Source organism: Actinoallomurus purpureus (assembly GCF_024055795.1).
GTDB classification, from domain to species: Bacteria; Actinomycetota; Actinomycetes; order Streptosporangiales; family Streptosporangiaceae; genus Actinoallomurus; species Actinoallomurus purpureus.
On the sequence record NZ_JAMXMY010000020.1, the window covers coordinates 24,501 to 43,385 of the forward strand.

General features: G+C 68.6%; 26 protein-coding genes. 12 read left to right on the forward strand and 14 right to left on the reverse strand.

The features are described from left to right. Positions 1–161: 161 nt before the first annotated feature. The 3 genes from NE236_RS30975 to NE236_RS30985 are packed head-to-tail and all read left to right on the forward strand — an operon-like array spanning position 162 to position 2,330. A complete protein-coding gene (locus tag NE236_RS30975; protein ID WP_252845742.1) occupies positions 162–1,430 on the forward strand; it encodes a hypothetical protein in 1,269 nt (422 codons plus the stop codon). Further along, positions 1,427–1,873, forward strand: coding sequence for a hypothetical protein (locus NE236_RS30980; protein ID WP_252845743.1), 447 nt, complete (start codon positions 1,427–1,429; stop codon positions 1,871–1,873). The genes NE236_RS30975 and NE236_RS30980 overlap by 4 nt, the downstream gene beginning before the upstream one ends. A gap of 40 nt (positions 1,874–1,913) precedes the next feature. After that, a complete protein-coding gene (locus tag NE236_RS30985) occupies positions 1,914–2,330 on the forward strand; it encodes a hypothetical protein (protein ID WP_252845744.1) in 417 nt (138 codons plus the stop codon). A 6-nt stretch (positions 2,331–2,336) separates the two neighbouring features. Here the strand turns inward: NE236_RS30985 and NE236_RS30990 are convergent, their stop codons facing one another. The 3 genes from NE236_RS30990 to NE236_RS31000 are packed head-to-tail and all read right to left on the reverse strand — an operon-like array spanning position 2,337 to position 3,668. Continuing rightward, positions 2,337–2,690, reverse strand: a complete 354-nt coding sequence (locus NE236_RS30990; protein WP_252845745.1) for a hypothetical protein — start codon at positions 2,688–2,690, stop codon at positions 2,337–2,339. Continuing rightward, positions 2,687–3,187, reverse strand: coding sequence for an SUKH-4 family immunity protein (locus NE236_RS30995; protein WP_252845746.1), 501 nt, complete (start codon positions 3,185–3,187; stop codon positions 2,687–2,689). Before NE236_RS30995 ends, NE236_RS30990 begins: the two co-directional genes overlap by 4 nt. Positions 3,188–3,191: 4 nt before the next feature. Beyond that, on the reverse strand, positions 3,192–3,668 hold the full coding sequence (locus NE236_RS31000) for an ATP-binding protein (protein WP_252845747.1): 477 nt from the start codon (positions 3,666–3,668) through the stop codon (positions 3,192–3,194). Between the two features lie 137 nt (positions 3,669–3,805). Between NE236_RS31000 and NE236_RS31005 the strand changes: the two genes are divergently transcribed. The 6 genes from NE236_RS31005 (at position 3,806) to NE236_RS31025 (ending at position 6,727) form a co-directional block, all read left to right on the forward strand. After that, entirely contained in the window at positions 3,806–4,621 is an 816-nt protein-coding gene (locus NE236_RS31005) for a helix-turn-helix domain-containing protein (RefSeq protein WP_252845748.1), read from the forward strand. Continuing rightward, positions 4,618–4,743 carry a DUF397 domain-containing protein gene (locus tag NE236_RS31010; RefSeq protein WP_252845749.1) on the forward strand — a complete coding sequence of 42 codons (126 nt, stop codon included), beginning with the start codon at positions 4,618–4,620 and terminating at the stop codon, positions 4,741–4,743. Before NE236_RS31005 ends, NE236_RS31010 begins: the two co-directional genes overlap by 4 nt. After that, on the forward strand, positions 4,701–5,036 hold the full coding sequence (locus NE236_RS31015; protein ID WP_289851103.1) for a Scr1 family TA system antitoxin-like transcriptional regulator: 336 nt from the start codon (positions 4,701–4,703) through the stop codon (positions 5,034–5,036). Before NE236_RS31010 ends, NE236_RS31015 begins: the two co-directional genes overlap by 43 nt. Before the next feature lie 27 nt (positions 5,037–5,063). After that, the gene (locus tag NE236_RS45275) at positions 5,064–5,186 is read left to right on the forward strand and encodes a DUF397 domain-containing protein (RefSeq protein ID WP_372494460.1); all 123 of its coding nucleotides are present in this window, start codon (positions 5,064–5,066) and stop codon (positions 5,184–5,186) included. A gap of 111 nt (positions 5,187–5,297) precedes the next feature. Continuing rightward, positions 5,298–6,341: an AAA family ATPase gene (locus NE236_RS31020; protein WP_252845751.1), complete on the forward strand. Its 1,044-nt coding sequence runs from the start codon at positions 5,298–5,300 to the stop codon at positions 6,339–6,341. 26 nt (positions 6,342–6,367) lie between these two features. After that, positions 6,368–6,727 (forward strand): YbaB/EbfC family nucleoid-associated protein, encoded by a 360-nt coding sequence (locus tag NE236_RS31025; protein ID WP_252845752.1) that lies wholly within the window; start codon positions 6,368–6,370, stop codon positions 6,725–6,727. On the opposite strand, the gene NE236_RS31030 is transcribed toward NE236_RS31025, so the two are convergent. The 3 genes from NE236_RS31030 to NE236_RS31040 are packed head-to-tail and all read right to left on the reverse strand — an operon-like array spanning position 6,693 to position 8,478. Further along, entirely contained in the window at positions 6,693–7,223 is a 531-nt protein-coding gene (locus NE236_RS31030; protein WP_252845753.1) for a hypothetical protein, read from the reverse strand. The genes NE236_RS31025 and NE236_RS31030 overlap by 35 nt on opposite strands. After that, entirely contained in the window at positions 7,220–8,158 is a 939-nt protein-coding gene (locus tag NE236_RS31035) for a hypothetical protein (RefSeq protein WP_252845754.1), read from the reverse strand. Before NE236_RS31035 ends, NE236_RS31030 begins: the two co-directional genes overlap by 4 nt. Next, the gene (locus tag NE236_RS31040; RefSeq protein ID WP_252845755.1) at positions 8,155–8,478 is read right to left on the reverse strand and encodes a hypothetical protein; all 324 of its coding nucleotides are present in this window, start codon (positions 8,476–8,478) and stop codon (positions 8,155–8,157) included. The genes NE236_RS31035 and NE236_RS31040 overlap by 4 nt, the downstream gene beginning before the upstream one ends. 58 nt (positions 8,479–8,536) lie before the next feature. Here NE236_RS31040 and NE236_RS31045 point away from each other — a divergent pair, with 58 nt between their 5' ends. Continuing rightward, complete coding sequence (locus NE236_RS31045) at positions 8,537–8,836, forward strand: hypothetical protein (RefSeq protein ID WP_252845756.1); 300 nt, start codon at positions 8,537–8,539, stop codon at positions 8,834–8,836. Between the two features lie 199 nt (positions 8,837–9,035). On the opposite strand, the gene NE236_RS31050 is transcribed toward NE236_RS31045, so the two are convergent. Continuing rightward, positions 9,036–10,088, reverse strand: a complete 1,053-nt coding sequence (locus tag NE236_RS31050; RefSeq protein ID WP_252845757.1) for an NAD(P)H-dependent amine dehydrogenase family protein — start codon at positions 10,086–10,088, stop codon at positions 9,036–9,038. A gap of 24 nt (positions 10,089–10,112) precedes the next feature. Beyond that, positions 10,113–10,892: an SDR family oxidoreductase gene (locus tag NE236_RS31055; RefSeq protein WP_252845758.1), complete on the reverse strand. Its 780-nt coding sequence runs from the start codon at positions 10,890–10,892 to the stop codon at positions 10,113–10,115. A gap of 247 nt (positions 10,893–11,139) precedes the next feature. On the opposite strand from NE236_RS31055, the gene NE236_RS31060 reads away from it, so the two are divergent. Continuing rightward, positions 11,140–11,778, forward strand: coding sequence for a TetR/AcrR family transcriptional regulator (locus NE236_RS31060; protein ID WP_252845759.1), 639 nt, complete (start codon positions 11,140–11,142; stop codon positions 11,776–11,778). 87 nt (positions 11,779–11,865) lie between these two features. Further along, a complete protein-coding gene (locus tag NE236_RS31065; protein WP_252845760.1) occupies positions 11,866–13,413 on the forward strand; it encodes an FAD-dependent monooxygenase in 1,548 nt (515 codons plus the stop codon). Positions 13,414–13,467: 54 nt separating this feature from the next. Here NE236_RS31065 and NE236_RS31070 read toward each other — a convergent pair whose 3' ends face one another. Genes NE236_RS31070 through NE236_RS31095 form a run of 6 tightly spaced genes read right to left on the reverse strand, consistent with a single transcriptional unit; the run spans position 13,468 to position 18,868 of the window. Next, positions 13,468–14,802: a mannitol dehydrogenase family protein gene (locus NE236_RS31070; protein WP_252845761.1), complete on the reverse strand. Its 1,335-nt coding sequence runs from the start codon at positions 14,800–14,802 to the stop codon at positions 13,468–13,470. Between the two features lie 23 nt (positions 14,803–14,825). After that, positions 14,826–15,245 carry a UxaA family hydrolase gene (locus tag NE236_RS31075; protein WP_289851104.1) on the reverse strand — a complete coding sequence of 140 codons (420 nt, stop codon included), beginning with the start codon at positions 15,243–15,245 and terminating at the stop codon, positions 14,826–14,828. Positions 15,246–15,249: 4 nt separating this feature from the next. Next, positions 15,250–15,990, reverse strand: coding sequence for a 5-deoxy-glucuronate isomerase (locus tag NE236_RS31080; protein ID WP_252845763.1), 741 nt, complete (start codon positions 15,988–15,990; stop codon positions 15,250–15,252). Then, complete coding sequence (locus NE236_RS31085) at positions 15,987–16,859, reverse strand: ABC transporter permease (protein WP_252845764.1); 873 nt, start codon at positions 16,857–16,859, stop codon at positions 15,987–15,989. The genes NE236_RS31080 and NE236_RS31085 overlap by 4 nt, the downstream gene beginning before the upstream one ends. Continuing rightward, entirely contained in the window at positions 16,856–17,782 is a 927-nt protein-coding gene (locus tag NE236_RS44755) for an ABC transporter permease (RefSeq protein WP_252845765.1), read from the reverse strand. Before NE236_RS44755 ends, NE236_RS31085 begins: the two co-directional genes overlap by 4 nt. Beyond that, on the reverse strand, positions 17,783–18,868 hold the full coding sequence (locus NE236_RS31095) for an ABC transporter ATP-binding protein (protein WP_252845766.1): 1,086 nt from the start codon (positions 18,866–18,868) through the stop codon (positions 17,783–17,785). It abuts the gene before it with no gap. Positions 18,869–18,885: the final 17 nt, after the last annotated feature.

The following is an 18,885-nucleotide window of genomic DNA, read 5'->3' on the forward strand; positions in this document are numbered from 1 at the left end:
CAGCGACGGCAAACAGTCAACGGGACGGTGACAAGCCCAGTACCGCTCTGCTTGAGTTGTCGTCCGTCATGTCAGACTCTGTGTCAGAAGACGGGGCCATCGTAAAGATGCGGGTTTCGCGGGCGTGACGACAGCGCCGATGCACCGCCTGGGGGCGGCCGATGGGCATTGACCGGAGGAGCACCGGCTCCAACGCGAACACCGAGAACATCGAGAACACCGAGAACAAGCCCGCCACCGAACGGCGTCCGCCACCGCCCCCGGATCGCCCCGGCGAGGAAGGCTTTCCCTCCCGCGCCGACAGCCGGCGCGGTGCGGCCGCCGCGAACAGCAAACCTGAGACCGCCCCGCCCGCACAGGAGACGGCCGGCGAGCAAAACGACGCATCCCTGGAAACCGGCTCCGACAAGCCGGCCGCGTCCAGGTCGGCCCAATCGAGCGAATCATCCGACGAGAACTCTGTCACCGACAAGCCGACCGGCGCGGAGAGCGGCCCGCCGAACAAGACGGAGCGCGCGGACGTGTCCACGGCGGAGGGCCTTCGCTCCGCAGAGACGGCGACCTCCGAGTCCACCCACACGGACAGTGGAATGCGTCAGGCCAAGAACGCGGGTCCCGAAGCGGAGGGCTCTCGCGATGCATCCGGGGGCAGTGCCTCCTTCGAAGGAAAACCGCAGATCACTGACAAGCCCGAGACGACTGCGCCCACAAGGGAGCAGAAGCTGCCGGAAACCAGCGACGTCCCGCACCGCCCCGCCGACCGCAAGGCAGCCGAAGCTCCTCTCCCCGAACGTGATCAGCCGGGGGGCACGGAAGCTCCGCCGACCGGCCGCCACGACACGGCGTCCCGAACGATGGAGGCCTCGGGTGGCACCACCGCCGCGCAGCCTGAAGGCCGGTCCACCTCCGAGCGCACAGGGGAACACGGCGGCGCAATGGCTGTGGAGAAACCCAACGACAAGCCCGATCCGGCCGCCGTGGTGGCCAAAAGCCCACTGCAGCTCACGGTCGACGGCAAGCCACTTCGCGAAGTCCTCGATCCTGTTGGAGCCGCCGCGTGGTCGAATGAGATCGGTGACGAACTCAGCGATCCGGCCGACAGGGCGGGCGACCGCGTCGCCAACACCAAGGACGATAACGCCGAGAAGGACAGGAAATCGCGGGCCGAAGCGTTTCGTGGGGCATTTCGCAGGGATAGTGAAAAGGTTGCCGACAAGGCGGGGAAGGGTGCCGATCGATTGCAAGACATCCTGACGCGGCGTCCACCGCCGGGTCACCAGGAGGCCCGAACGGGACCGGATGTGGCGCCCGCCCCGCACCAGGGGCTGGATACTGGCAGCGCGATAACTACGGCCCTGGTGACAGGCGCGTTGATCGGCGAGGGCATCCGGTTCTTCCATAGAAGGCTGAAGGAACAGAAGGGGACATGACGATGGCGATAACCGACAGCCAAGTAGCAACGCTTCGGGCCCACCTCGCAGGGAATTTTGACGAATATCAGCGACTCTGGGCTGATCTCGCCCGGCCTGGCGCGAAGGGCGGCTATCCAACCCTGATCGCTGCGGCTTTTTTCGAAGCGGCCGACCGAAGATTCACCAAGGGTGGCGGCACCGACACCGACGTGATCGCGTTCGTAGGCAGCGCGCGATCCCGATTCGATGAGAAAGGCGACGAGATCGACCCGCACGCAGCGGAAGTCTTGATCCGCGCCGTACTCGGGGACGTGACGGAAACCGACCTCGACGATGACACCGTCATTACAACACAACTCACCTTGCTAACGGCGCTGGTCCTCGACGAGCAGTTCAGCGGTGAGCAGTTGGATAAGTTCATGGCCGAGGCCCGCAAGCTGGCAGACGAATGGACCGACTGAGGACGGACGGGACGTCGCCATGGCTGTGAGCGATGAGCAGGTGGCGGCGCTGCGGGCCTTCTTGGCCTTCGATCCCGACGAGGGCGTGCGGCTGACCAAGAGACTCGTCGAGGTCGGCCCTGTCGGGGGTTACGGAGAACTGGTCTACGCGGCGTTCGTCACCGCGATCCGCCGTCGTTTCCACCCCGGTTGGACGATCGCCGACGTCATCCGTCTCGTCGCGACCATGCGTGCTCGACGTCTCGATCCCGGAATAGAGATCGACACACGTGCCGCAGAGATCTTGATACGGCGCGCGCTCGGCGAGACGGTGGCCGGCGAACTGGGTGACGAGACCGAGGCACGCGCCCAGATCTTCCTGCTCGCCGAGTTGGTCGCAGATGAGGAACTCGATGATGCAGGTTTGGACGAGTTCCTGGCGCAGGCCCGGCCGCTGGCTAATCAGCTGGCCGGCTGACCACCGTCAGGTCCTGGCGGAGCCGGGCTCTCCACTGGCCTTCCGATCGCCCGCCGGTGTCATCGCGCCGTTGTAGAAGATCTCTTGTATGCCACGGACCGTACGGCATATCTCGGCGGTTCCACACTCGTGACAGTAGGGCGTGTATTTATGGGCGTCCAGGACGCTCGTCAGGGCGGCCATGGCGTCGAGAACGAGATGGTGCGCCTGCCGGAGGAAGGCAAGACCGGCTTCGTCGAGTCCGTTTTCGACGATTTCGTCGAGTGCGGTCTGAATCGTTCTTTCGTCGGCGTCTGCCGCCAGGGCGAAACCCTCGTCGATCGTCGCGGTGAGCCGATGGTGGATCTGCGGAGGCCTCATCTACCGCCCCCCGGTGGCGTGATGAGCCGTCCGCTGCGCTTGTCGATCACGAGCAGGCCGCGGTCGTCGGGGCCCGCAGTACGCGGAACCGGCCAGACCAGATAGGTGTCGGCGGACTCCTCGACCACCAGCGGAGAACGCTGTCCTGCATTCGCGTTGAACCATGCGTCGGCGCGCCGCCAGGCTTCGGCGCTGTCGACGCTGGGTGGCTGGTCGGTGAGGTAGGCGGCGAGCGCATCATTGATCTGACGGAGCGTGCGGCACGCCCCGGCGGTTCCGCAGGTCGCGCATCCGGCTGTGCCGGGCGCCCGCGCGATGTGGCGGTGGATGTTCAGTACGCCGGTCAGGGCCACGCCTTCGGCCAGCACGAAGGTGCGGGCCTGGCGTAGGAAGTCTTCGGCGTGCCCGGCCGTGGACGTGGCACGCATGGCGGAGGCCATCATCGCGATGACGTTGTTCTCGGCCCGGACGTGCATGTCGTACGGAGAGACGAACATCGAGTCACATTCCTTTCCGGCCGGGCCGGCTCGGCGCATGTACGAATGCGGGCGGCTCCTGCATGAAGATCGCGAAGACGGTCCGTCCGTTCTCGTCGCCGGTCCAGTGCAGGCAGCGGGCGATGGTCTGGATGGTGCGCAGGCCACGGCCCGACTCGGAGAGCTCGTCGGCGTCTCTTGACCTCGGCGGCCCGGCCGTGCCCTGGTCGGTGACGGCGATCGCCGCACCGTCGCGCCAATGGCGGATCTCCACTGTGAATGACCCGCCAGGCCGCCCGGAGCGGGTGTGACGCACGGCGTTCGCGCTCAGCTCGGCTGCCGCGAACACCACCTCCTCGGCCAATGGATCTCCGGCGAGCAGGAAGCCGACGAATTGACGGACGAGCCGCGCCTGGTCGGCGCGGCCCGGATACGTACGCCGCCAGCGCAGCGTGCTCGGCGCGTTCGCGGCGCGCCCCGTGATACGGGTATCGGCGAACACACTTATGTAAGAATTCTGGGCAATTGAGGACATCGCCGCACCATCCCTAGCAGCGCGATTGTTGATTCACCCGCAAAGAATGACCCTTCAGGTCTACATTCGGGCGTGCCCGAATAGATTGAAAACAAGGGGATGCGATGCCCGCCCTCCGAGATCCGATCGACCCGAAACTGTCCCTCTGGCACTTCCTCGCCTACGAGCTGCGCTACGAGCGCGAGAAGCACGGTCTTTCGCTTACGCAAATGGGTCAAATCATCAAAGCCGCGCGATCAAGTGTTTGCAACGTCGAAGCGGGGCGCCGGAAGATCGACGAAAAGCAGGCAAAGGCCATCGACGAGGCCTGGAACACCGGCCGTCTCTTCGAACTGCTCCACTGGTACGCCCGCGCCGCCCACAAGCCGGACTGGTTTCGCCAGTACAGCCACTACGAGGCGACGGCGACGTCCATCAAGATCTACCACGGCCAGGCGATCCCCGGTCCGCTGCAGACCGACGACTACACCCGGAGCCTGCTCCAGGCGAGTCGCGTCAAGGACATCGAGGCCGTACTGGCCGATCGGATCGCCCGCAAACGCGCCATCCTGGACCGCGACGACCCGCCGACCATCTGGGCGCTGATGGACGAGAGCGTGCTCGCCATGTCCGTCGGCGGCCCCGAGGTCATGAAGGCGCAGCTCCAGCACCTTCGCGACCTGACCGATCTTCCGCACGTCATCGTACGGATCATCCCTACATCGTCCGGGGCGCACCTCGGGATCGATGGTCCCTTCCGGGTCATCGGCATGGAGACGAGGGACGTGGCGTACGCCGGTGCCCAGAACGGCGGGCGCCTGAGCGAAGAGACCGCCGAGGTCAAGGAACTCGCCGTAAAATTCGACCATATCGGGGCACAAGCCGCCTCCGAGGTGGAATCCCGCGCGATCATCGATCGGTACCTGGAGAGATACACATGATCACGGAATGGCGCAAGAGCACCCGCAGTGACGGTGTCGAGGACCACGCGTGCGTCGAGGTGGCACTCATGACCGGCCGATGCGCAGCCCAGGGCGCGACCTCGACGACGATGGCGCCGTGAGCCGCGCTGGATGGCGCAAGAGCAGCCGCAGCGGGAACGGCGGAGACTGTGTGGAGATCCTCATGCTCGACATCGGCGCTCACGCAGCCGCCGCATGTTCGTTCGAACTCCTGGAGTTCCCCGAGCGAGTCGACCCGGACGTCGTCTACGTCGAGAACGTTACCGGCTCGCTGTACGTCGAGGACGAAAGCGACGTTTTTCGCTATAGCCTGGCGTTTGACCACCTTCGAGCTAAAGCACTTGATCCCGACGACACGGCCAAGCTGGCCCGAACTGTCATACGTGATCTCTAATGCTGCAAAGGAGACGAGATGTGTCAGATGCGCGATATTTCCTCCGCCACCTGGCGAAAGAGTCTTCACAGTGGCGCCGCACAGAACTGCGTCGAGGTAGCAGTCGTTACGTACAGCAGCACCCGAGACAACGATGCGAACGAGCAATGATGACAACTCGCGTGGCCAATAGAGGGCCGACGTCGTCGGCAACGACTTTCCTGTGATCGCGGAGGCCTACAAGAAGTTCCGGGAGAAGCATCCCGAGCCTGGAGCGGCTACGTGATCACACGGATCGAAGCGTACGGATACCGCTGCTTTCCCCGCCTGAGCGTCGACCTCAGCCGCTATCACGTCCTGGCGGGTTCGAACGGGGCCGGTAAGACGACGCTGCTGGACATCCCGAATCTCCTGGGCGACCTACTGGGCCAGCATCGAGCTGCGGCAGCGGCCTTCCTGGAACGACAGGGCCGGAATGGTCCACCACGCGCCGGTACGTTGATCGAGCTGTTGCACAAACGGCAAGGCGAGCAGATCGCCTTCGCGATAGAGGCCCAGGTCCCGCCGGACATCGTCGAGACGCTCGCGGACAGATCCCTGTCCTCGCTCCTGCCGCACGCGCTGACACACCTGCGCTATGAGCTCAGCCTGAACGTCGAGCCGGAGGCGCTCACCGTCGCCGACGAATACCTGTTCCTCTTCGCCGAAGAGGGCATCCGGCCGGAACCAGGCGTGTTCCCGCAAGGACGGATCGGTGATGGCCACGACGAGTGGCAGGAGGTGATCCTTCGAGCGGGGACCTCGCCGACCAAGTTCGTACCCGAGACGACGTCACAGGCGACCGACATCCCCGCGCTGCGGGTGCCCACGGGGCAACTCGCGCTCGGCGCCGTACCTGCCGACCCGACCCTCTTTCCAGCGGCGTTGTGGTTCGCCCAGCTGCTCCGTGAAGGTGTGGTCTTCTTCGATCCGGACTGGGAACTACTCCGCCGGCCGGCACCACCCGAATACACGCGACGGCTGCTGCCTTCCGGCCGTAACGCCCCCTGGCTCGCCTACGACCTCGCCAGACGAGATCCGGATCGATACGCCTCCTCCGGCTGCGTGACGGGAAGGGCTCACTGGACATCGGCACGCTGTTCGCGGCGGGTGTGCTGTCGTGACATCGCTGCCGACACATCGCGATGTCGTGTTCCTGGTGGCTGCTCAGACGACCAGGCCGCGCCCGGTGATCAGCGGGAGGTTGAGGGCGGTGAGGAGGCCCGGGCGGGCTTCGACGACGGTGGGGACGGCATTGACATTGCGGGTTACACATTTCGGGCATGATGCCTAATATCTATAGAATCTGCCCCATGGAGTTCGAGCGGCAGCTGTTCGAGGAGACGATGCGCAACCTGGAATCCCGAGTCCGCGACGCGTCCCGCACCCAGGAGATCATCCAGGATCTCTCGGTTCAGGTGGAGAGCGAAGACGGACTCATCAGCATGACCGTGGGGCCGCCCGGCCGCATACGGGAACTGCGATTCGATCCGCGCGCCAAACGACTCGACCTCGAAACGCTCGCCGAGCGGATCATGGTGATGGTCAACGATGCCTCCGGCATCCTCCAGGAGGAGCTGTCCCGACAGATTCAGTCGCTGATGCCGGACTTCGCCGCGGACGAGATCATGGCGGACTTCAGGCGGATGAACGCTCCTCCCGAGACTCGCTGACCACCTCGACACGGTGACGTTGGAACGATCCACGGATTGCGATCGCCGCGAAGAAGATCAGCACAACGAAGACGAACGCGTGCGAGATCCAGTCGTGGCCCCCCGGACGGTACGCCGTTCGCGAGTCCGGCCGCAGCCGTACCCGGATCCGCTCGCCGGAGGCCCAGCCGCGCACCGAGTCCAGCCGCAGCGATACGGCGGGGACGGAGGATCCGCCGCCATCGGGGACGAACGTCCCCGTGCACATCATCGTGGGCCCGTCTCCGCCGGACGGATGCGAGGTCCTACACTGTGCGACGGTCAGCGTTCCCGCCCTGCCGGGACTCCCCCAGGGACCGTCCGTCGTCCGTACCGTCCAGACGCCGAACCATCCGGCCGCCGCCAGCAGGGCGACGCCGCCGGCCAGGGTGACGGCGCCGACCGCCCGAGGGGCGGTACGGAAATGCTCCGCCTCCGCCTCGGGCCTGCCATCACCCGGCCGGTCCGCACGACTCACGGCCCGGTCCTGCCGGACCCGATCGGTCCCTTCGCGGGGTTCTTCGCCATGCGGCTGCCGTGGATGATCAACTTGTCCACTTCCTGCTGCCACGTCGGCAACCACTCACTGGGCTGCTTGCCCTGTTCCATGTTGCCGACCACCGTGTAGACGTTCGAGCCCACCATCCGGGAGCCGAACCCCAGCACCCTGCGTCCCGCGCCGCTCGACAGGACCCGTCCCAGCGGGCCCGCCTTGCCGAGACCGGCGGCGGTCATGTCGTTGGCGGCGTCGAAGGCGAAGTTCGCGCCGACGGCCTGCGCGAACTGCACGCCGTTGGCCTTCATGGAGTACGGGTCGTACCCGATGATCTTCTTGGCGTCGTCGTCGTAGTCCATGAAGAGGTCCGCCACGCCGAAGGTGCCCATCTGCAGCAGCTGCTGCCCCGCCGCGTAACCGATGCTGTCGAACAGGTACTCCAGGAGTTTGATCATGATCTTCTGGAACAGCGTCCGCTGCGCCACCGCCTGAATGGCCGCCCGGTCGCGGATGACCGCCAGCTCCGCCAGCGTGCCCATCCACCCGGTGACCCACCCGTAGGCGATCGTGAACAGGATGTTGAGGTAGGTCTGGATGGCCAGGAGAGTGAGGACGAGTCGCATCTTGTCCACCGCGTCGGCGTAGCCGTTGCACACCGCCTGGATCCGGCGGCAGTACGCGGCGAGCTCGTGGGGGTACGGCGCGAAATCCTTGGTCCAGAACTTCTTGAACGCGTCTATTCCGAGTCCGTGATAGAGCGTCCAGATGTCCGTGGCCATCGGATCGGTGGTCCTGATGCTCGACTCGATGCGATCGGCGATCTGCCCCCAGATGGCGGCGGCCTGTCGCGCCTTTCCGGAATCTCCCTTCGGCATTTCCACGCCACCGATCCACCACAGGATCTCTTCGACGGTCATTCAGGCACCTTCGGGAGCGAGACGATGACGTTCCAATTGGCGACGTCGACGTTGTCGCCCATCTGCTGCAGGCGCATGGCGATCTTCTCGTAGCCCGCCACGATGGCGAGCGCGTCGGTCAGTCCGCCGTCGTGACGGACGCGATACCCGGGTTTTCCGTCAGCGCCCTCGTAGAAGGTCTGGCCGGCTTCATCGTCGCCCCAGAAGTTCCCCACGCCCTCCAGCGCCCGTACGAGGCCCACGAGGTCGGTCGCCAGGTCGGTGCCCTCCTGAGCGATCTTCCCGGCCTGCCGCTTGAGGTCGGCCGAGTGGATTCCCATGGGCGGTGCGGACGGCTGTGAACCGGGCGCAGGGGACGGCGTCGGTGAAGGAGCCAGGGTGGCGCTCGGGGACGGAAGGGGAGCCGGTGGCCCGTACGTCGGCGCCGGCCGCGTGGGCGATGGCGTAAGGGTGGGCAAGGGAGTGGGCGAAGCTGAAGGCGACGGCGAGCCGGTAGGGGACGGCGAGCCGGTGGGCGTCGACGGGGTGGGACTGGGAGATCCGGTCGGCGACGGTGAGCCGGTGGGAGTGGGGGTGGGAGTCGCGGTGCCCGTGGGTGTGGGGGTCTCGGTCGGTGACGTGGACATCGGATCAGTCCCCCTCGAAGGCTGGTGTGTACATCCCACGGCCAGGCCTTGAGCGGTCGGCCGATGCCGCATTACCCACATGATGGTGTAAGTCCGACATTTCGCCAACGTTTTCCAACTGTTTCTGCGGTGTTAACCAACCACAGTCGTCGCACTGGAACAACGCAGCCACAGGACGATCACGGTACCGCACGACGCCCGATTTAGCCCGATTTCGTGCGTAACGAGCGGTAACGAGGCGATCGGGGTGTTCACCCAACGAGGCCACGGCCGGTGATCAGAGGCAGGTCGAGGGCGGTCAGCAGCCCCGGGCCGGCCTGTACGACGGTGGGGACGGCGTTGACGAGGCGCATGGCCGTGGCCTTCAGGCCGGCCGTGTTGTGGTCGCCGTCGGTGCCGAGAAGCTGCAGGTCGACGGTGTAGTTCGGCTCGCCGCGGACCTCCACGCGGTAGCAGCCCTTGCCCGCCGGTTGCGGCCAGTCGGGGGCGAGGTCGTCGCGCAGGCGGGTGACGTGCTCCAGCACGATGACAGGCCGGCCGCCGCGCATGCCGCGGACCTCGAAGCGCAGCGCGGCGGCGGTGCCCTTCTCGATCCGGCCGGCGTCGACGTCGAACGCCTCCGGAGCGGGCAGCCGGGTGTGCCACTCCTCCAGGCCGTCCAGCTCCACGTCGAGCCCGGCCGCGAGCTGGCGCACGACGCTGCCCCAGGCCAGGGACAGCACGCCCGGCTGGAGCAGCAGGGGCGGGTCGTCCATCGGGCCGCCGAAGCCCATGATGTCGAACAGCACCGTGGCCTGGTCGTACGTCGCGTAGTTGAGGATCTCCAGGCAACGGACCTCGGTGATGCGCTCGCTGATGCTCGTGACGGTCAGCGGAAGCCAGTCGTTGGCGAAACCGGGGTCGACGCCGTTCACCCAGATCGACGCGCCGCCGTCGAGGGCGGCCTGCCGGATCGGCGAGCCCATCGCCTCGTCGGGGAACTGCAGGAAGACGGGGCTGCTGGAGACGACGTTCACGCCCGCGCGGAGGATCCGCTGCAGGTCCTCCAGCGCCTCTCCAAGGCGCACGTCGGCCATGGACGTGTAGACGACGCAGTCGGGACTGAGCGCGAGGACGGCGTCGGCGTCGTTCGTGGCGGTGACGCCCAGCGGGCCGAGACCGGCGAGCTCACCGGCGTCACGACCGACCTTTACCGGGTTGGAGACCCAGACGCCCGCGAGTTCGAGGTCGGGGCGGGCGGTGATGCCGATCAGGGCGTTGCGGCCCACGTTCCCGGTGCCCCACAGCACCACGCGGTAGGTCATGCGCGCTCCTTGAAGAACGGGGCCTCACAGGTCCGGGAGGCCGAGGTCCAGGGTCGGCTGGTCGGTGCCGCCGTCGACCTCCAGGACGCGCCCGGTGACGAACGCCCCTGCGGGCGAGGCCAGGTAGAGCACGGTCGCGGCGATGTCCTCGGGGTCGCCGATGCGCCGCAGCGGCGTGTTGTCCTCCATCGTGGTCCGCAGCTCGTCGTTGGTCGTCACGATCTCCAGGGCGGAGGTGGCGACCGAGCCGACGGCGATGGCGTTGACGCGGATCCGGGGCGCCAGGTCGAGGGCCGCGAGCCGCGTGTAGTGCGCCAGCGCCGCCTTGGCCGTGCCGTAGGCCAGGAAGCCGCGGCCGGTGATGCGGCCCATGACGGAGGAGATGTTGACGACCGCGCCCTCGGTGATGTGCGGTACCGCCGCGCGGGTCAGGGCGTGCGCGGTGCCGACGTTGAAGTGGAAGGCCTCGGCCAGGAACTCGTCCGTCGTGTCGAGGAAGGCGCGCGGCATGGTGCCGCCGACGTTGTTGACGACCACGTCGATCCGGCCGAACGCCTCGACCGCCGAGGCGGCCAGCCCGGCGGCCGCCGTCAGGTCGGTCAGGTCGGCGGGGACGACCACGGCCCGCCGTCCGGCGTCCTCGATCTCGCGGGCGACCTTGCGGAGCTGGTCCTCGCTGCGGGCGGAGATCAGGACGTCGGCGCCGGCCTGGGCGAGGGCGACCGCGGTCGCGGCCCCGATGCCGCGTCCGGCACCCGTCACGATCGCGGCCCGGCCGGTCAGGCGAAAACGGTCCAGGATCACGACGCGAGCCTAAGCATTACTAGAACACGTTTCAATACCCACTGCGGCGCCCGAACGCCGCCCACGGACCACCCCCGTTGACTTCGGGAAAATCGCCGTTCGCGAGGCCACCGGAAGGGCGACGATCCCGAACTCAACGAGGCGCAGCAGCAGCAGCAGCAGCAGCAGCAGATGGAAACTTGCCGATTTGGAAAACTTGCCCAGTCGGCATCTTTTCCGGTCCAGCAAGTTCAGGTACGGTGGTCGCATGGCCACCGGTGACGGGGCTCCCCTGGGGTTGCGGGAGCGGAAGAAGCAGGAGACGCGCGCGGCGCTGAGCTGGGCGACGATCCGTCTGAGCGTCGAGCGCGGTTGGGACGCCGTGACGGTCGAGGACATCGCCGCCGAGGCGAACGTGTCCGTGCGCACGTTCCGCAACTACTTCTCCAGCAAGGCCGAGGCGGTCGTCGCCCGGCACATCGACCGCATGCTGCACGTCGCGGACGACCTGCGCGCCCGTCCGGCCGACGAGCCGCTGCCCGAGGCCGTCACGCACGCGGTGCTGGCGCGCTTCGCGCCCGAGCCCGGAGCCGACAGGTCTCCGCGCAGCCGGGAGTTCCTCAGCCAGTGGGTCAAGGGGATCCGCCTCATGCTCACCGAGCCGGACGTGCAGGGCGAGTTCTTCAAGGCCGATCTGGTCGTCCAGAGGGAGCTGGCCACGGCGATCGCCGAGCGCATCGGCACGGACGTCGCTCGCGACATCTATCCGAGCCTCGTCGCCGCCGCGACCGGCGCGGCCGCCACGGTCGCCATGGACCACTGGCTGCGCTCCGACCCGACGGTCCCCATCGGCGTGATCCTGAGCGACGCGCTCGACAGGATCTGGGCCGGACTGCCCGTCCCCTGATAGCGGCCCCGTACCAGCCCGCGTGCTCCCAGCCGCCGGGCCGCTCCGTCATGCCCTCACATCGGTCTTCACCAGGAGGAACACTCAATGATCAGTGATGTCGTCATCGCCGGCGCCGGGCCCAACGGGCTCATGCTGGCCTGCGAGCTCAGCCTCGCCGGGGTACGCCCGATCGTCCTGGAGCGACTGCCGGAGTCGAGCGCGGAGCCGCGCGCCAACGGTCTGGTCGGCCAGGTCGTGCGCATGCTCGACCGCCGGGGCCTGTACGAGCGGCTCAGCGGGAGCAAGGAACCGCCGCAGCCGGCTCCCGCGTACATGTTCGGTGCGCTTCCCCTGGACCTGTCGGCGCTGGAGGACAACCCGCTCTTCCTGCTGCCGGTTCCGCAGGTCCGCATCACCCAGGTCCTGGCGGAGCGCGCCGTCGAGCTCGGCGTGGAGATCCGACGCGGTCACGCCCTCGCCGACCTGGACCAGGACGACGAGGCGGTCACCGTCACGGTCATGGGCCCGGACGGCTCCTACCGGATTCGGACGCGCTACCTGGTCGGCGCGGACGGCGGGCAGAGTGTGACGCGGAAGCGGTCCGGCATCGACTTCCCGGGTGTCACCCGGGACGACACCGTCTCCCGCACCGTGCATGCCCACCCGCCGGCAGCGTGGGTGGATCCGGCCACCGGTGCGCTGGACGTCCCCGGCTACGGCGTCATCCCGTCGTTCATGCATCACCGCAACGAGCGCGGCGTGTTCGCCTTCGCGCCTTTCCCGGGCCGGGAGCCGCTGGTCACCACCCTGGAGTTGGGCGCACCGGGAGACGGCGACGGACCGATGACACTCGACGAGATGCGGGCGAGCATCCGCCGGGTGCTCGGTGTCGACATGCCGCTCGGCCCGCCCACCGGCGAGGGACCCCACCTGCTGCGGCGGTTGACCGGCGGCAACACGCGCCTGGCCGAGCGGTTCCGCGACCGGCGGGTCTTCCTGGTCGGCGACGCCGCCCACGTGCACTCCGCGATCGGCGGGCCCGGGCTCAACCTGGGGCTACAGGACACGGTCAACCTCGGCTGGAAGCTCGCCGCCGAGATCCTCGGGCACGCCCCGCCCCGGCTCCTGGACACGTACGAGACCGAGCGGCGGCCCGTCGCCGAGCGCGTGGTCTTGCACACGCAGGCACAGTCCGCGCTCATCGCTCCGGGCAGCGAGGTCACCGCACTGCGCGAGCTGTTCACCGAACTGCTCGGCGACCGGAACACCGTACGGCGCATCGCGGACCTGATGGCGGGCGCGGACATCCGGTACGACATGGGGGTACGGGACGCGCATCCCCTGGTCGGACGGTGGGCCCCGGACCTGGTGCTGCGCACCGAGACGGGGACGGTCCGGCTGGCGGAGCCGACCCGGACCGCGCGGCCGCTCCTGCTGGACCTGACCGAGGACGCCTCCCTCGGATCGGCCCTGCCCGCCCGGGGCGATCAGATCGACGTGGTCACCGCGCGCCCCCGTGGTCCCGAGGCACCGGCCACCGCAATGCTCCTCCGGCCCGACTGCTACGTGGCGTGGGCATCGGACTCCGCCCGCCCGGACGCCGCAGAGCTGGACGGCCTCCACGCGGCCGTACGGCGGTGGTTCGGCCTCTGAGATCGCGTCAAGGAGCGGTTGGAGCCCCCTGCGCGCCGGGCAGGGGGCTCTCGCTCAGTACGGGGACGCGCCAGAGGTCAGCCAGGCCAGGTGCTCGACGAGCAGGTCGCGGAAGACGCGGGACTCGCGGAGGTCCTCTCCGAAGACCTCGCTGATGGACAGCAGCGCGTCGACCACCTCGGCGGGCCGGATCGCGCGGGAGACCGCCATGCGCAGGTGGTCGGCGAGCGGGTCGTCGAGTTCCCTGGCGGTCCAGACGTGACGCATCCACGCCGCGACGGCCAGCGCCGCCCAGCGGGGTTCGGCCCCGGCCGCGAGGCGGTCGCGGACGACGCCGAGCAGACGCTGCGGCAGCTTCTGCGAGCCGTCCATCGCGATCTGCCCGGTGCGGTGCCTCAGCGCCGGGTTGGCGAATCGGTCCAGCAGCGACGCCTTGTACTGCTCCAGGTCGAAGCCGGCCGGGACGGTCAGCGTCGGCGTCGCCTCCTCGTCCATGTAGCGGCGCAGGGGGTCGCGGAGCACGTCGACCGCCTCGGAGACGTACTCGAAGCGCGAGCCGAGGTAGGCCAGCATCGAGTGCGCCCCGTTGAGCAGCCGCAGCTTCATCAGCTCGTACGGCGCGACGTCATCGGTGAAGATCGCGCCTGCCTTCTCCCAGGCGGGGCGGCCCGCCGCGAAGGAGTCCTCGATGACCCACTGCGTGAACGGCTCGGTGACGACCACGCCGAGGTCGCGGACGCCGAGCAGGCGCTCGGCCTCGTCCAGGTCCTCCGCCGTGGCGGCGGGGACGATCCGGTCGACCATCGTCGCCGGGAAGGCCGTGTCACAGGTGATCTTCACGCCCGCCCGCTCGGCGTACTCCTCGACCAGACCGCGCAGGGTCGCTCCGTTGGACGTCAGGTTGTCGCAGCACAGCACGGTCACCGGGGCCTCCCGCCGCGCCAGGCCCCGTACGAGCCGGCCGATGACCGTACGCGGCTCGCGGCCGGTGATGTCCAGGCAGATCTCCGGGTCGTCGAGGCGGAGCCGCCCGGTCGCCGGGTCGTGCCGGTAGCCCTTCTCCGTCACGGTCAGCGAGACGATCCGCACCGCCGGATCGGCGATCCGGTCGGCGGTCGCGTCGCCGGTCAGGACCTCCCGGACCGAGCCGATGATCCTCGCCGACACGCCCTCGCGGCCGCGTTCGAGCACGCTGTACAGCCCGTCCTGCGGGGCGAGCTGCTCGACCACGCTCGCGCTGCGCTGGGTGATCCCGCAGATCCCCCAGCCGTCGCCGGCGTCCTCGGTGTAGACCGCCTGGTGCGCCCGGTGGAACGCGCCGATTCCCAGGTGCACGATCCCCACCGACGACGGCACCTGCCGCGGCCGGCTCGTCAGTGACAGCCGCATGGTGTCCTCCCGTTGATCGGTCCTCACAGCACCGCCCCGATCTGCCAGGGCGGCGAAGTCATCATCGCCGGAGCCGAGCTCTTCGGCAGCCGTTCCGCGGCCCGAGGCGACCTCCAGCAACAGCCGCAGCCGAGCCCGACCACGAGCAGGGCGGCGAAGTTCGGATGCCGGGCGTAGCCGTTCAGGGTGCGCCGCAGCAGCCGGATGCCGTCGCCGTCGGCCGCCATCCCGCAGCCCGTGCCGTGCGTGAGGGCGACGACGCCGTCCACGTTCGAGAACTCCTCCGCGAGGGCCGCCGACCGGCTCGCGATCATCTTCGCGACCGTCGCGGAGCAGTTCACCGACGCGAGGATGCCGATGTGGTTTCGGGTGCCGACCGGCCTCTTCGGTCGCGTGCTCCCGCGAGCCCGCACCGGCGTGGCATCCTCACGCCGAGTCTTCATGTCGTCAGCCGTTCTGGACCCAGGCGTGCTCAGGGTCGAGGTAGGGGATCATCTGCCGGCCCTCACCGGCCATGACCCACAGGTAGCAGAGCGAGTAGCCGGGGGCGGCGACGACCGGGTGGTAGCCGGCCGGGATGGTCGCGACGTCGCCGTCGCGGACGGTGAAGCACTCCTCGCCCTCGCCGTCGTAGCGGATCTGCACGCCGAAGCCGTTCGCCGGGTCGAGCTTGAACAGGTAGACCTCCTCGAGCCGGACCTCGCGGGGCGGCTCATGGGTGTCGTGCTTGTGCGGCGGATAGCTGGACCAGTTCCCCGGCGGGTTGATCGTCTCGCCGAGGAGCAGCCGCCCGGCGTCGTCGCCGGGGCCGAGGATCGTACGGACCGTGCGCGACCAGTTCCCGTCGCCGCGCTCGTCGACCTGCTGGTCGTCGGGGCCGATGATCCGGGCCGTACCGGGCCGGCCGTCGCCGAGCGGGGCGCTCGCGATGACGAGCTGCGCGGGACCGCCCGTCGCCCGGAACGTCAGGGCGGTGTTCGGCGGGGCGTACACCGTGTGGCCGGGCCCGTCGAACACACCGCTGCGGCCGCCGGCCGTGCCCAGCCCGTCGACGTCGACGACGCCCGAGAGGACGACCGCGGCGACCTCCTCGTCGCGGTTCAGCTCCAGGGTCTCGCCCTCGGCCAGGTCGGCCAGGTCCAGGCCGATCAGCTCGGTGTCCTTGCCGGGGGTCAGCAGGGTCTTCAATCTCTCTCCTTGATCTGGGTGACCAGCTGGGTGGGGTTGACGAAGCGCAGTGCCGCGACGAGCAGCACGAGCATGGACAGGGTGTAGATGACCGCCATCGCGTCGATCTCCTGCTGCGCGCGGATGCCCGCGGCCGAGACCGAGTAGTAGAGCGCGACGACGAGGGTCTGGCTGTCGGCCCCGGCGGTGAGGAACGTCAGCTCGAACATGCCGACCGTCCGCACCAGGACGAGGATCGCCGCGGCGAGCATGCCGGGGATCAGCAGCGGGCCGAGGATCCGCGTGAAGATCACCCAGGTCTTGGCGCCGCACATGCGGGCCGCCGCCTCGATCTTCGGGTCGATCTGCTCGATGAACGGCGTCATCACGAGGATGACGAAGGGCACCGCCGGCACGAGGTTGGCGAGGATGACGCCGCTGAGCCTCCCGGCCAGGTGGAACTTGTACAGCACGGTGGCCAGCGGCACGCCGTACGTGATCGGCGGGATGAGGATCGGCAGCAGGAACGCCACCATGAGCACCCGCTTGCCGGGGAAGTCGCGGCGGGCCAGCGCGTACGCGGCGGGCACGCCGACGATCACGGAGACCACGACGACGGCGATCGCGACCTCCAGCGTGACCGTCAGGACGCTCCCGAGGTCGAACTCCTTCCACGTCGTGCCGTACCAGTGGGTCGTCCAGCCCTTCGGCAGCCAGCCGCCGAACCACTTCGTGCCGAACGAGTCGATCACGACCGCGCCGACCACGCCGAGCAGGATGAGGAGGAAGAAGACGACCGCGCCCCAGACGATCCACGCCCCGGGCCGCAGTGCCACCCGCCTGGGCGCCTTCTCCTCGGCGGCGGGCGGCGCTTCTGTCAAAGTGGTCACCCTTTGCCTCCCGTCGCTCCGCGGTACAGGCGGGCGCGCCAGCCGAGGACGAGGCCGATCACGATCAGCTCGACGGCGCCCATGATCATGGCGATGGCCGAGGCCATGGAGTAGTCGTACTGCTCGAAGGCGGCGTGGAACGCGGCGATGGAGATGACCCGCGTCTGCCGCGCGGGTTCACCGACCATGATCGCCGAGGGGAACACCGAGAACGCCAGCACGAACGACAGGCAGAACGTGATGGCCAGCCCCGGTGCCAGCAGCGGCAGCGTGATGTGCCGGAACCGCTGGAACCAGTTCGCCCCGAGCGTCGAGGCGGCCCGCTCCAGCGTCGGGTCGATCCCGGTCAGGTACGACAGGGTGAGCAGGAAGGCGAACGGGAACCCGGTGATGACGAGGGAGAAGACGACGCCCCAGTAGTTGTGCGTGAGCCGCACCGGGTGGTCGACGATCCCGACGTCCATGAGGATCCGGTTGAACCAGCCGGTCGGCCCCATGAAGGCGAGCAGGCCCTCCGCGGTGAGCACCGTGCCGAGCGTGATCGGCACCACGAGGATCGTGGTGATGGTGCGCTTGCCGCGGAACCTGCCGCGCATCCGGTACGCGATGGGCACGGAGGCCAGGACGTTGAACAGCGCGGCCGGCAGGCCGATCTTCAGAGTGGTCCAGATCGTGTCGCGCAGGTACGGGTCGGCGAAGAAGTTCCGGTAGTCGGCGAACGGCCCGGACCCGTACCTGTTCACCGCCTCCGAGCCGGGCTGCGGCTGGAACGACAGCTGCAGCCCGTACACGAACGGGTAGATGAACAGCGCGACGACGAAGACGACCGCGGGCAGCAGGAGCAGGAGCGTACGGTCGACACCGCGTTCGGCGAGCCGGTGCCGCAGCGCGATGCGCGGAGAGGCGACGGCCGACGAGGCCACCTAGGCCACCTCCTCGGGTGCCGCCGGGCTCTCGGCGGCGAAGACCAGCACCCGCTCCGGCGGCACCGACACCGTCACCCGGTCGCCGGGCGCCAGACGGGTCCCGGCGCGCAGGTGCAGGTCGACGCCGTCGTCGGTCCGTGCCTGGATCGCCTGCTCGCGCCCCTGGTACTCCACGACCTCGACGGTCACCTCCGTCGCGTTCGGGCCGGCGCCGACCGTGAAGTCCTCGGGCCGGATCGCGGCGACCGCCCGCTCACCGAGGTCGTCGCGCCGGACGCCGGTGAGCCCGCCGGCACCGAGCCCATCGAGTACGACGGTCTTCTCGTTGACGGACCCGACCGGGAGTTCGAGCTCGTTGCGGTAGCCCATGAAGCCGGCGACGAACCGGTTGGCCGGCTCGGTGTAGACGTGCTCGGGCGAGCCGATCTGCTGGACCCTGCCCTTCCGGAGCAGGACAAGGCGGTCGGCCAGAGAAAGCGCTTCCTCTTGGTCGTGCGTGACGTAGATGGTGGTCAGGCCCAGCGTCTGGTGGATGCGCTTGATCTCGGTGCGCATCTCCAGCCGCAGCTTGGCGTCGAGGTTCGACAGGGGCTCGTCCATCAGCACGAGCGGTGGTTCGAGGACGATCGCGCGGGCGATCGCCACCCGCTGCTGCTGGCCGCCGGACAGCTGTGCCGGGAACTTGTCGGCGTGCTCGGTGAGCTGGACGAGCGTGAGCGCCTCCTCGACCCGGCGGCGCGCGTCGCCCTTGGGGACCTTGGCCATGCGCAGGCCGAAGCCGATGTTCGAGCGCACCGACATGTGCGGGAACAGCGCGTAGTTCTGGAAGACCATGCCGAACCCGCGCTGCTCCGGCTGCAAGGTGTCGATCCTGCGGTCGTCCAGCGTGATCGTGCCCCCGGTCAGCGGCAGCAGCCCGGCCAGGCAGTTCAGCGCGGTGGACTTGCCGCAGCCGGAGGGGCCGAGCAGGGCGACGAACTCACCGCCCGTGATGGTCAGGTCGAGCCCGTCGAGGGCGCGCACACCCCCGAACTCACGGCTCACCTGGTCGAGCCGCAGTTCCGAGATCTTGGTCTGGCTCACTTCCGCTCCTCGCCGGG